At 66.7% G+C, this 12,896-nt stretch carries 9 protein-coding genes; 7 read left to right on the top strand and 2 right to left on the bottom strand.

Annotation, left to right across the window (positions count from 1 at the left end; all coding sequences use genetic code 11):
- Positions 1-255: 255 nt before the first annotated feature.
- From ABD693_RS02690 to ABD693_RS02675, 4 genes are all read left to right on the top strand, one after another.
- Complete coding sequence (locus tag ABD693_RS02690) at positions 256-1,368, top strand: S-(hydroxymethyl)glutathione dehydrogenase/class III alcohol dehydrogenase (protein ID WP_344695448.1); 1,113 nt, start codon at positions 256-258, stop codon at positions 1,366-1,368.
- A gap of 15 nt (positions 1,369-1,383) precedes the next feature.
- Positions 1,384-1,773 carry a VOC family protein gene (locus tag ABD693_RS02685; RefSeq protein ID WP_344695447.1) on the top strand — a complete coding sequence of 130 codons (390 nt, stop codon included), beginning with the start codon at positions 1,384-1,386 and terminating at the stop codon, positions 1,771-1,773.
- The gene (fghA, locus tag ABD693_RS02680) at positions 1,770-2,609 is read left to right on the top strand and encodes an S-formylglutathione hydrolase (protein ID WP_344697556.1); all 840 of its coding nucleotides are present in this window, start codon (positions 1,770-1,772) and stop codon (positions 2,607-2,609) included. The genes ABD693_RS02685 and fghA overlap by 4 nt, the downstream gene beginning before the upstream one ends.
- A 164-nt stretch (positions 2,610-2,773) precedes the next feature.
- Positions 2,774-6,259, top strand: coding sequence for a hypothetical protein (locus tag ABD693_RS02675; RefSeq protein WP_344695446.1), 3,486 nt, complete (start codon positions 2,774-2,776; stop codon positions 6,257-6,259).
- A gap of 83 nt (positions 6,260-6,342) precedes the next feature.
- Here ABD693_RS02675 and pgl read toward each other — a convergent pair whose 3' ends face one another.
- Entirely contained in the window at positions 6,343-7,044 is a 702-nt protein-coding gene (pgl, locus tag ABD693_RS02670) for a 6-phosphogluconolactonase (RefSeq protein WP_344695445.1), read from the bottom strand.
- Positions 7,045-7,111: 67 nt separating this feature from the next.
- The gene (locus ABD693_RS02665; RefSeq protein ID WP_344695444.1) at positions 7,112-8,959 is read right to left on the bottom strand and encodes a WecB/TagA/CpsF family glycosyltransferase; all 1,848 of its coding nucleotides are present in this window, start codon (positions 8,957-8,959) and stop codon (positions 7,112-7,114) included.
- A 141-nt stretch (positions 8,960-9,100) separates the two neighbouring features.
- Here ABD693_RS02665 and ABD693_RS02660 point away from each other — a divergent pair, with 141 nt between their 5' ends.
- The 3 genes from ABD693_RS02660 (at position 9,101) to ABD693_RS02650 (ending at position 12,895) form a co-directional block, all read left to right on the top strand.
- Positions 9,101-10,627 (top strand): oligosaccharide flippase family protein, encoded by a 1,527-nt coding sequence (locus tag ABD693_RS02660; protein WP_344695443.1) that lies wholly within the window; start codon positions 9,101-9,103, stop codon positions 10,625-10,627.
- Positions 10,628-10,698: 71 nt separating this feature from the next.
- Positions 10,699-11,403 (top strand): polysaccharide biosynthesis/export family protein, encoded by a 705-nt coding sequence (locus ABD693_RS02655; protein ID WP_344695442.1) that lies wholly within the window; start codon positions 10,699-10,701, stop codon positions 11,401-11,403.
- 73 nt (positions 11,404-11,476) lie between these two features.
- Positions 11,477-12,895 carry a mannose-1-phosphate guanylyltransferase/mannose-6-phosphate isomerase gene (locus ABD693_RS02650; RefSeq protein WP_344695441.1) on the top strand — a complete coding sequence of 473 codons (1,419 nt, stop codon included), beginning with the start codon at positions 11,477-11,479 and terminating at the stop codon, positions 12,893-12,895.
- Position 12,896: the final 1 nt, after the last annotated feature.

Genomic DNA, 12,896 nt, shown 5'->3' with positions numbered 1-12,896 from the left:
AGAAGAAAAGCAGGGCAAGACCAAGGCGCGCCGAAGCGCGTCGCGTCGTGATCAGTTCTCTACTCCCACCCCGGGCGCCGACAAGCGCGAGAAAAACGATGCAAGCCGAGGAGGTTACGGTTTTACCCTAACGATGCAAGCGGTTTTAGGTCGTTGAATTGCAACGCTTGGTCGATACCGGTTCGGCCTTTGCCAACGCCTCGGGCTTGTGCCACGGGAGCGGCGAAATCGGTTAACAGGAGCGCGCCGAAGCCCATGAAGACCAGAGCCGCCGTCGCTTTCGCCCCCAAGCAGCCGCTCGAGATCGTCGAGGTCGACCTCGAAGGCCCGAAGGCCGGCGAGGTGCTCGTCGAGATCATGGCCACCGGCATCTGCCACACCGACGCGTACACCCTCGACGGGTTGGACAGCGAAGGCATCTTCCCCTCGATCCTCGGCCACGAGGGCGCGGGCATCGTCCGCGAGGTGGGCGCAGGGGTCACGTCGGTGAAGCCCGGCGACCACGTCATTCCCTTGTACACGCCCGAATGCCGCCAGTGTAAGTCGTGCCTCAGCGGCAAGACCAACCTTTGCACCGCAATCCGCGCGACACAGGGCAAGGGGCTGATGCCCGACGGAACCACGCGCTTCAGCTACAAGGGCGCGCCGATTTTCCATTACATGGGCTGCTCGACCTTCTCGAACTTCACCGTGCTGCCCGAAATCGCGGTCGCGAAAATCCGCGAGGACGCGCCGTTCCAGACGAGCTGCTACATCGGTTGCGGGGTCACCACCGGGGTCGGCGCGGTCGTCAACACCGCCAAGGTCCAGGTCGGCGACAATGTCGTGGTGTTCGGGCTCGGCGGCATCGGCCTCAACGTCGTGCAGGGCGCGCGGCTCGCCGGCGCCAACCGGATCATCGGCGTCGATCTCAATCCCGACCGCGAGGAATGGGGCCGCCAGTTCGGCATGACCCACTTCCTCAACACGCGCGGCATGAGCCGGGACGAGATCGTGGCCAAGGTTGTCGAACTGACCGACGGCGGCGCCGACTTCACCTTCGACTGCACCGGCAACACCGAAGTGATGCGCACGGCGCTCGAAGCCTGCCATCGCGGCTGGGGCACGAGCATCATCATCGGGGTCGCCGAAGCCGGCAAGGAGATCGCCACCCGTCCGTTCCAGCTGGTCACCGGGCGCAACTGGCGCGGCACGGCGTTCGGCGGGGCCAAGGGCCGGACCGACGTGCCCAAGATCGTCGACTGGTACATGGACGGCAAGATCGCGATCGACCCGATGATCACGCACGTGCTGACACTCGACGAGATCAACAAGGGCTTCGACCTGATGCACAAGGGCGAGAGCATTCGCGCCGTCGTGGTTTATTAAAAGGAGGGCATTGCCATGTTCAGTCACGTCATGATCGGCTCGAACGACATCGAGCGCTCGAAGAAATTCTACGATGCCCTGTTCACCGCGATCGGCGGCCGCGAGGGCCGGGTCGATCCCAAGGGCCGGGTCATGTACCTGAAGGACGGCGGCATCTTCATCATCACCAAGCCGATCGACGGCCAGCCCGCCACTCACGGCAACGGCTGCACCCTCGGCTTCAAGGTCGACAATCCCGAGCAGGCGCATGCCTGGCACGAGGCGGGTATTGCTGCCGGCGGCACCCCGATCGAGGACGATCCCGGAATTCGCTCGGGCATGGGGGTCGACCTCTATCTCGCCTATCTGCGCGATCCCGACGGCAACAAGATCTGCGCCATGCACCGGATGCCGCAGACCGCCTGATGCTCGAGGTCGTCAGCGAAGCCCGAAGCCACGGCGGCCGTCAGCTCGTCCTGCGGCACGGCAGCCGGGCAACGGGCACGCCCATGACCTTCTCGCTGTTCCTGCCGCCGCAGGCGGAGCAGGGGCGGGTGCCGCTGGTAACCTATCTGTCGGGGCTGACCTGCACCCACGCCAATGTCACCGACAAGGGCGAGTATCGCGCGGCCTGCGCCGCGCATGGCCTCGCCTTCCTCGCGCCCGACACTTCCCCGCGCGGGGAAGGGGTGCATGACGAGGAAGGCTGGGACATCGGGCTCGGCGCGGGCTTCTACGTCGATGCGACCCAGGCGCCCTGGTCGGCCAACTATCGGATGTGGACCTACGTCACCGAGGAGCTTCCGGCGCTGATCGCGGCGGATTTTCCCATACTCGACATGGGACGACAGGCGATCACCGGCCACAGCATGGGCGGGCATGGCGCGCTCACCGTCGCGCTCCGCCATCCCGGCCGGTTCCGCGCGGTCTCGGCCTTCGCGCCGATCGTCGCCCCCTCCGAGGTGCCGTGGGGCGAGAAGGCCTTTTCGCGCTACCTCGGCGACGATCGGGCGAGCTGGGCCCGCCACGATGCGGTCGCCTTGCTCAAAAGCGGCGCACGAACGGCCGACATTCTGATCGATATCGGAACCGGCGACCCGTTTTTCGCCGAGCAATTGACCCCGGAACGGATTGAAAGGGCCGCCGCGGCGGCGGGCCAGCCGCTCAGCCTCCGACGGCAAGAGGGCTACGATCACAGTTACTTCTTCATCTCGACCTTCATGGCCGAGCATCTCGCCTGGATGACCGAGCGGCTACGCTGAGGTTTCCGGCCCGGATCGGATTAACCTTGCGTGCAAATATGTATCGTATTCGCCACACTAATCTGCTTTGTATTCGGAGCCGAAACAAGAGCGGATGCTGCCTCGTTAGGGAGCACCGGAACATCAAGGGCGCGCGTTCAGCGTCCGTCACAGGGGAGTCAAACGTGACAAATAACACAAAGCTCAAGCTTTTGGGCACCGCTTCGGTTGCCGCAGCGGCCTTTGTCCTGCCGTCGGCCGCGGCCGCGCAGAGCACGACCTGCACGCTCGCCACGGGCACCACTTACAACTGCGTCAACGGCACGACCGCCGTTTCCACCGTCAACGTGACCAGCGGCACCTTCTCCGCCACGGCTCCCCTGACCATCAGCAGCTCGACGGGTAACATCGTCGCGACCGCGACCCCGGTGTCCGGCGGCGTCATCCAGAACGTCGACAACATCAGCACTCAGAACGGTCTGACGCTCAGCAACACCTTCGCCGGCGGCAGCATCCAGCTCAACGCGGCGAACCAGGCCTTCCTGACCTCGGGCATCGATGTCGATGCGATCGATTTCTCCGCCAACGGCGGCCCGGTCACAATCACGACCGGCAACATCACCACCACCGGTGACAACAGCTACGGCGTGATCGGCAGCGGTGGCACGACCACGGCCATCACCACCGGCAACATCTCGACCACCGGCGGCACTGCCTCGCTCGCGGCGTCGGTCGACGGGACGGGCGCGATCACCTTCACCAGCGGCACGGTCAACAGCGCCGGCGGCGGCCTGGTCCTCACCAGCAGCGGCGGCCCTGTCACCCTCACCAGCGGTGCGATCAGCGCCAACTACCAGGGCGCCTATCTGACCGGCACCGGCGTGAGCTTCACCGGCAACGGCGTCACCACGACCAACGGCGATGCCGTGTTCGCGGGCGCGACCACCGGCAACGTCGTGCTGCGCACGGGCGCGGTCAGCGCTGCCAACTCGACCGCGACCCAGAAGGTCGCGATCAACGCCGCCACCACCACCGGCAACATCGACATCGGCACCTGCCCGACCGTCACCACCACGGGCGACCTCACCCCGGGCATCGTTGCCAATTCGAGCAGCGGCAACATCGTCATCAACTGCGGCACCATCAGCACGACGGGCGCCAGCAGCCAGGGCGTGCTCGTTGGCAACAACGCGCAGACCACCGGTACGGTCGGCGTGACCGTCGGCGGCGTCACCACCACTGGCGCCAATTCGAGCGCGATCCAGATCAACTCGGCCGGTCCGGTCACCGTCGCCAACACCGGCACGATCAACGTCAGCGGCGACAACAGCCTCGGCATCGACGTCGCCACCACCGGCACGGGCGCCGTGAACGTCACCACCGGTGTCGTCACCTCGACCGCCGCCAATGTCGCCGCCTCGCCGAGCTTCGGCGCGGTTCGGGTCGTCGCCGCCGGCGCTGCGCCGGTGTCGGTCACCGCCAACGGCAACATCTCGTCGACCAACGGTTCGGGCATCTGGGCCCAGACCGCCGGCGCCGCGACCGTCACGGTCAACTCGGGCGTCACCGTCTCGGCTCCGACCGCCGTCACGCTCGGCGGGACCACCGGCAACACGCTGATCGTCAACGGCACGATCCAGAGCACCACGGCCGGCAACCCCGCCTATGTGGTCGCCGGTTCGGGTCCGCTCGCGCTGACCATCGGCGCGACCGGCACGATCGCGGGTCCGCTCGCCTTCACCGCCGGGAACGACAGCTTCACCAACAACCGCACTGCCGGCTACACCCAGTCGGGCGCGCTCTCGTTCGGTGACGGCAACGACACTTTCACCAACACCACGACCTTCACGCAGAACGCCGCGATCAACTTCGGCATCGGCAACGACGCGCTGGTGAACTCGGGCGTGCTCAACCTCAACGGCACCACCGACTTCGGCGCCGGCACCGACAGCTTCACCAACAATGCCGGCGGGACCGTCAACACCACCGGCGCGTTGACCCTGCTCGGTCTCGAGACGCTGACCAACGCGGGCACGTTCAACAAGACGCAGGCCGTGACCTTCGACGCCGGCAACACCGCCGTCACCAACAGCGGCACGTTCAACCTGACGGGCACGATGGACTTCGGTGCGGGCACCGACAGCTTCACCAACGCGGCTGGCGGAACGGTCAACACCACCGGCGCGACGACCCTGCTGGGCCTCGAGACGCTGACCAATGCCGGCACCTTCAACCAGACGGCGGCGCTGACGTTCGACGGCGGCAACACCACCGTCAACAACAGCGGCATCCGCAACACCGTCGGCGTGACCGACTATGGCGCGGGCACCGACGCCTTCAACAACAGCGGCACGGTCAACGTGTTCGGTGGCGCGGCAAGCTTCGTCGGGCTGGAGGCGTTCAACAACCAGGCGACCGGCCTCATCGACCTGCGCGACGGGGCGGCCAACGACACCTTCACCATCGGCGGCAACTATGTCGCGACGGCGGGCGCGCGTCTCGGCATCGACGTCGTGGGCGTGAACAACCTGCTGACCTCGGACCGCCTGATCATCAACGGCACCACGACCGGCACCACCTCGGTGCTCGCCAACGTGACCAACCCGGTGATCGATCCGATCGGGACCCTGGTGGTCGATTCGCTCAACAACGACATCACCGCCGGTGCCTTCACGCTCGGTGGCACGACCGGCATCGGCCTGATCAACTACGGTCTCGAGACCCGCAGCGGCGACGTCTATTTCGTCGCCCGCCCGGGCCTGGCCGTGGCCGACCAGCTGATCGCCAGCCGTCTCGCCAACGACATCTGGTACCAGTCGGCCGACGCCTACAACGCCTACGCGCTGAGCCGCCGCGTCGACTACGGCAACGAGCGCAAGCACCCGCTCGGCATCTGGGCGCAGCTCTACTCGTCGCGTGACCGTTCGGGCGACCAGGATCGGACCATTTCGGCGTTCAGCACCACGCTGACCACCGATGGCCGCTTCAAGACCCACCGGCGCGGCGCGCAGGGCGGTCTCGACATCGGCCTGCCGAACCTGCTCGTCGGCGTCACCGCCGGTTACGAGCATGCTCGCGGCGACAGCGCCTATGCGACTGCTCTGGAAGCCGAGGGCTACAACTACGGCGCCTATGCGCAGTTCGGCGCGAAGCAGGGGCCGTATGCCGGTGTCCTCCTGAAGCGTGACACCTACGACCTGACGATCACCAACAACGTCCTCGGGATCGCGTTTAGCCGTCCGAAGGGCCGCAGCACGGGTATCGATGGCGAGGCGGGCTTCCGCTTCGGCAACCCGAACGGCGTCAACTTCGACGCGGGCGCCGGCCTCAGCTACGTCCGCTCGCGGGTCGACGACTACAGCTTCGGCGGCGTCTTCTTCGACAACCGGACCAACACCAGCACCCGTGGCCGCCTCCAGGCGCGCGCGACCTTCGCTGGCGTGATCGCTCCGTTCGTCGACGGCAAGGTGTTCCACGAGTTCAGCGATCCGGCCGACCTGCGCGTCGCCTCGGGCTCGCTGAGCTCGGACTTCGCCGACTCGAAGCGCGGCACCTGGGGTCGTGTCGAAGCCGGTATCGGCGGCGGCGCGGGCGGTGGTCCGCTGCTCTCGGCCTGGGTCGACTTCGGCGACGTCAAGGGCTGGGGCCTGCGCGGCGGTTTCCGCTTCTAAGGTTCGGCTCACGCCAAAAAGGAAGGGCGCCGGGAGCAATCCCGGCGCCCTTTCTCATGCGCGTCGACTTCAGGAAGTTGGGCTCAGGGCGCCCAGTGAATGTCGATCGGCTGCTCGGCCTCGGCCAGCAGGCGCCCGATCGGAAGCCGGCTCGACTGCCCGTCGGCGATCGCCTGCTCGAGCAGTTCCTTTTTTTCCGCGCCCTGGATGGTGATGATCAGCGTCCGGGCCGACAGCAAAGCGGCGCGAGTCAGGGTCACGCGGGGCACCGGCGCTTCGGCCGGGAGCGGGTCGGGACGAACGCCGACCGCGCGGCGGGCGTTGGGGGCGTCGAGCGCCTTCTGCATGTCCGGGCCGGCAAAGATCGAGGCGGTATGTCCGTCGGCGCCCATGCCCAGCCAGACGAGATCCGGCGGCCAAGGCAAATCCTGAAGCCGCGCGTCGGCGATGTTGCCGGCCGCGTCGACATCGTCATTCTCGCCACCGATCGGGATGACGCGGGCACCGGCGCGCATGAAGCGCTGGGCCAGCATGCGCGCGTTGCTCAGCTCGTGATCGACCGCGACCAGCCGCTCGTCGGTCGGGACGATAGTCACCTTCTTCCACGGCAGCTTGGCCTTGATCATCTTGTCGAAGATCGGGAGCGGGGTCTTGCCGCCCGGAAGCGCCAGCAGCGAGGCATCGCGCGCGTCGATCGCGCTCTCGATGATGAACCCGACGTCGCCCGACACCGCGTCGGCCATCTCCTCGACGCTGTCATATTCCCACCATTCCGCTTCGATCATCAGCTGCTCCTCGTGCTTGCACGCGCCCTTCGGCCTGTGGAGGGGCGCGGTCAATGGCGGGAGGGGGTCAGATCCGCGTGCCGGTGAGCTTTTGCCGGATCATGCCCGCAAGGAAGGTCGCGTTGCCAAGGAGATAGCGTCCGGCGAGGCGGCGCGGCTCCTGCGCCAGGCGATAGGCCCATTCGAGCCGCATGCGCCGGATCATCGACGGAGCCCGCGGCACCTTGGCGGCGACGAAATCGAGCAAGGCGCCGACGCAGATGATCGGGCGGCTGATCTTGGCGGCGGTTCGCGCGGCCCACAATTCCTGCCGCGGCTGGCCCATGGCGGAAAGCACGAGGTCGGCGCCCGAGGCAGTGATGTCGGCCGCCAGCGCAGCTTCCTCGTCCGGACCGAAGAAGCCGTCGCGGGTGCCGGCAATGGTGAGGTGGGGATATCGTTCCTGCAGCACGTGCCCGGCCTCGGCCGCGACGCCCGGCTTGCTGCCGACGAGGAACAGCGACAGCCGCCGCTTGGCCGCGCCGAGGAGGTGCGGGGTAAAATCGGTCCCGTTGAGGTTGTCGGGAAAGGCGGTGCCGAACAGGCTGCGGCTGGCCCAATCGACCCCCACGCCATCATTGAGGACGAGGAATTCCTTGAGCTGACGCCGGAAGTCGCTGTCGCGGCGGGCGAGATTGACCGTGTGCGCGTTGCAGAAGGTGACGAGCGCGGGTTCGCGCTTGTCGATCGCGTCGAGGATCCGGCTCACCGCCGTGTCGCGGTCCATGACGCTGACCTCGACCGTCCCGATGCGCCGCGACGTGTCGCCGAGGACCTTGCGATAGACGTCCTCGAACCGCGGCATTGCCGAGTCCCAGTTAAACGGGGCGACGCGATCGTGCACGTCCGCGACGCTGACCTCGTCACGGAAGGTGGCGAGCGCTTGCGGCAACCTGGCATAGGAGGCCGGCCAGCTTGCCGGTGCCTGGAAGTCGACCATCTGGCCGTAGCCGAGGCGGCCGAGCGTGTCGGCGAAGGGCGGGATTTCGCTCAGCAGCGGGAACAGGCCCGCGCTCGCTCCCTCGACCGCTGCGAGGCCGAAGCCTTCATAGCTCGACGCGCAGGCGTAGATGCCGCAGCGCCCGATCAGTTCCCGCAACGCATCGTTGCTCGGGGTGATGTGAAGCTCGAATCGGTCCGCGACTCCAAGCGCTTCCGCCCGGCGCCGGAGATCCTCGGGTTCGACGCCCATCGGCTTCCCGGCGATGATCAGCCGCGAGTCGTGCTGCTCCTTGGCGAACCCGGCGAACCATTCGATCAGCCGGATCACCTCCTTGTTGGGGGCGAGGCGGCCGAAATAAATGATGTTGTTGCTCGTGCGGCTGGCGAGCCCGGCGAATTTTTCAACATCGACGGGGTTGGGGATCAGCACCAGGCGGTCGCCGGCGACGGGTGCGAAGGTTCGCTCGTCCTCGGCGCTGCATGCGATCACCGCGCCATATTGCGACAGGGCGGCACGGGTCACCGTCTTCAGGTAGATCTGCTTCAACTGCCGCGCGAAGCTGGTGTGGAAGAAGCCGCCGTGCGTCGTCAGCACCAGCTTCTTGCCATGCGCGATCCGCGTCAGCGCCAGATAGTCCGAGAGGAAATCCACGCCGTGGACGTGAATGATGTCCGCGCCGCGAAGCAGTCGGACGACCGAGGGAGCGACCGGATACCGCCGCGATCCGCGGAAGGGCACACGGTGGATATCGATCCCGCACCATTGCTCCTGCGCGGCCAGCACCTGGTTGTCGGGATCCGCGAAAATGCGGTTGAGCGTGGCCACGCGCACCTGATGGCCGGCCGCGACCTGGCGCAGCGCAAGCTGCTCCACGAAGTTCTCCATCCCGCCCACACCCGGATGGAACTGACGAACGACGTGAACGATCTTCAATGATCCAACCTTGCTTGGGCAACGAAATCGCCCCTACCAGCGTAAGGGCGGCGCACGCCAACTACTCTCCGCGAGGAGATATGTTGCGTCTGACCGATTTGGGCACACGATTCCGGGAATGAACAGGACAGAATCGCGGCCATGAACTTTTTCACGAATGTCCTCAAACACGCTTCGCAGTCGGTTGTTTCCGGCCTCGTCGGCGCCATCGGCTCATTTGCCGCTTCTATCATCATCGCCCGGCTGCTCGGAGTCGAGGGAACCGCGACCGTGGCGATGGCGCTGTGGCTGGTCTTTCTGACGACGACCCTTGCCGACCTCGGGATCAGCGGAACGCTGGCGCGCTTCGCGGCCGAATGCCCGCATGATGACGAGGAAGCTGCCGCACGCCTCATCGCCGGCTACATGATCCGCCTGTTTCTCCTGGCGATCGCCGGCGGGCTGGTGCTCACGGCGGGCATCCTCTGGTTCTACTGGAACGACATTCTCGCCAAATATGCGAGCGGACCGGGGCAGGCCTATGCTTTCTGCGCGCTCGTCCTCGTCTGCTTCGTCATTCACATGCTCTATGCCTTCGCCTACCAGTTCCTGCGCGGGATCAGGGCATTCCGGTCGATTACCCTTTATTCCCTCATAGGAACGGTGCTTCAGATCGGCGGCGCGGTGGGCGGAAGCCTGCTTTATGGCGCGAACGGCGGCTTCGTCGGCTACATCGTCTTCAGCGTGCCGATGATCCTGGGCCTGTCCAAGGTCCGCTGGGTCGGGCGCGTCGCGCCCCCCGCCGAGGCCCCGGCAATCCGGCGCTATGCCGCCAGTTTCTACCTTGCCAGCCTGTTCTCGCCCCTGCTGTGGGTCCGGGCCGATACCCTGATCGTCGACCAAATGGTCGGCGCGGAGGCGGTGGGTCTGTTCACTGCGGCCGGTACCATCGCGGCGCTCCTGCTCCAGATCTGCATGATGATCTGCAATGCGCTCCTGCCCAATATCGTCCATGCCGCCGCCAACCAGTCGACCGACTTCGCGGAGGCCAGCCGCTCGGCCGTGCGCCTCGCCTTGTCGCTGCTTCTTCCGGCGTGCCTGATCGCGGCGGTGGCGGCACCCGAAGCCGTGACGGCGCTTTATGGCCAAGCCTTCGCCGGTGGCCGGCTCGCCGCCTCGATCCTCTGCCTCGCCGGACTGGGCTCGGCGCTGACCCTTGCCGTGGGCAGCGTCCTCAATGCCGGCGACCATAATTCGACCTTGGCCCGCAACGGGATCATCGGCGCGGTGCTGACGATTGCCTGCGGTGTCGCGCTCGCGGCCTATCTCGGTCTCGTCGGCGCGGCGCTCGGACGCCTCATCGCCCAGGGGATCGTGGGACTGCTCAATGCGCGGTCGGCAAACCGCAAGGTGCCGGGTCTCGTCACCTGGGGATGGATGACGAGGATCATGCTCGCGGGCGGCGTGGGCGCGCTGGTGACCGAGGCGCTCGGCTGGTGGCTGGGCGAGGGGCTCGCCATCCTGCTCCTCTCGCTCGCCGCCGGCGGTGTCGCCTATCTCGTCGCCGCCGCATTGCTTCTTCCGCTGGGCGAAGATCAGCGGGCGCGCCTGCGTCCGGGTGCCGCGCGTCTCCCGGCGCCGCTTCGCGGCATGGCGGCATGGCTGCTTCGTCCTGCTTCGGGACAGTGATCGGCGGAACAGCGCGGGCCCCGGCTCGTTACGGCACCGGAAGGCAGGGGAAGCCACGGATGGGAAGTTTCATGTTCAACGTCACTCGTGCGGCCCCGCTGGCCGCGTTGGTCGCTCTCGCGGGCTGCGCCGCCGGCACCCCTGAACTCGGTCGCGGCAGCACTGCCGTCACCGTCAGCCAGGCGCTTCCGGCGCCGGGCATCCAGACCAACGAGCAGGATTTCTCCAATTACCGGATCGGTCCGTCCGACCAGCTCGTGGTCGAAGTGTTCGGTGCGCCCGAGCTTCGCCGCGAAGGCGAGGTGGACGCCGCCGGCAACCTGTCGCTGCCGCTCGTCGGCAATGTCGTCGCGGGCGGCAAGACGCCGACCGAAGTGGCGAGCGTCATCGCCGGGCAGCTGCGTGGCCGTTACATCCGTGACCCGCAGGTCACCGTGAACATCAAGAAGGCGGTTGGCCTCACCGTCACCGTCGATGGCGCGGTTCGCGACCCCGGCAACTATCCGGTCGTCGGCCGCATGACCCTTCAGCAGGCGATCGCCTCGGCCAAGGGCGCGGACGACATCGCCAACCTCGACAATGTCGTGATCTTCCGCCGCGTGGGATCGCAGCAGATGGCCGCGCTGTTCAGCCTGCGCCAGATTCGCGCCGGCCGCGTCGCCGATCCGCAGGTCTATGGCCGCGACGTCGTGGTGGTGGGCGAGAATGCGACCCGCCGCTTCCTCAAGAATCTCAGTCAGGTGCCGTTGGGATCGTTCATTCCCTTCGTCCTCTGACCGCTACCGCCCTCTCAATCTTCAATAGTGCCGCCCCGATCCGAAAGCCGAGGGCGCCAAGGAGTGTTCACTCGTGACCAGCATTCGTCCCGTCATTCTGTCTGGGGGATCCGGGACCCGGCTCTGGCCGCTCTCGCGGGAAAGCTTTCCCAAGCAGCTCCTGCCGATTTCCTCGGCCAGGACCATGCTGCAGGAGACTGCGCTCCGGGTCGTCAACGCCGACTATCGTGCCCCGATCGTCATCGCGGGTGAGGACCATCGCTTCTTCATCCAGCGCCAGCTCGAACAGGCGGGCGTCGACGTCGACGCCATCCTTCTCGAGCCCAAGGGCCGAAACACCGCCGCCGCGGCTTTGCTGGCGGCGATGTGGTCGCTGTCGCGCGGCGAGGACGATCTCTTGCTCCTGCTCCCGTCCGACCATGTGATCGAGGACCATGAGGCGTTCGCGCGTGCCGTCCAGGGGGGCATCGCCGCCGCCGAGCAGGGCGGGATCGTCACCTTCGGCGCCCGCCCGACCGAGGCAAACACGCAATATGGCTATATCGAAGTGAGCGATGCGGTCGGCGTCGGCGCGGCCCACCCGGTCAAGCGCTTCATCGAGAAGCCCGATCGCGCCGCCGCCGAAGACTATGTCAATCGCGGCGGCCATTATTGGAACAGCGGCATCTTCCTGTTCAAGGCCTCGGCACTCGCCGAAGAAGCCGGCCGGCATCTGCCCGACCTCGTTTCGGCGATCTCGGAGTCGCTCGACCAGCAGAGCACCGATGGCAAGTTCGTCCGCCCCGAGCGCAGCGCCTTCGAGCGGGCTCCCAGCATCTCGATCGACTACGGGATCATGGAGAAGACCGACCGCGCCTACGTCGTGCCGGTCGACATGGCCTGGTCCGATGTCGGGTCGTGGGGCGCTGTCTGGCAGATCGCCGAGAAGGACGCGAACGGCAACGCGCTCAAGGGCGAGATCATCGCCATCGACACGAGGGATTCGATCATTCGCGCCGAGGGGACCGTTACGGTCGCCGCCGTCGGCCTCGAGCGGATGGTGGTGGTCGCCGTGCGCGACGCCGTCTTCATCGCGCCCATCGAACGCGCGGCCGAAGTGCGTGAGGTGGTCGAACGGCTCCGCAAGGAGAAAACCCAGCTCGCCATCCTCCCGTCGCGCGTCGAACGTCCGTGGGGCAGCTACGAGACCAAGGACATTGGCGCGCGCTTCCAGATCAAGCACATCCTGGTCGCGCCGGGCGAAACGCTCTCGCTCCAGATGCACTATCATCGTTCGGAGCATTGGGTCGTGGTCTCCGGCACCGCCGAGGTGACCGTCGGCGACGAGGTGAAGCTCCTTCAGGAAAACCAGTCGACCTACATCCCCGCCGGCACGACGCACCGCCTCGCCAATCCGGGCAAGGTGCCGCTCGAGCTCGTCGAGGTGCAGTGCGGTCCCTATCTCGGCGAGGACGACATCGTCCGCATCGACGACCAGTACGGACGCGCCTGAC

This window comes from Sphingomonas rosea, from assembly GCF_039538065.1.
In the GTDB taxonomy this organism is placed as follows: Bacteria; Pseudomonadota; Alphaproteobacteria; order Sphingomonadales; family Sphingomonadaceae; genus Sphingomicrobium; species Sphingomicrobium rosea.
The sequence above is the reverse complement of the archived record's forward strand: the minus strand, read 5'-3'. Positions and strand labels throughout refer to the sequence as shown.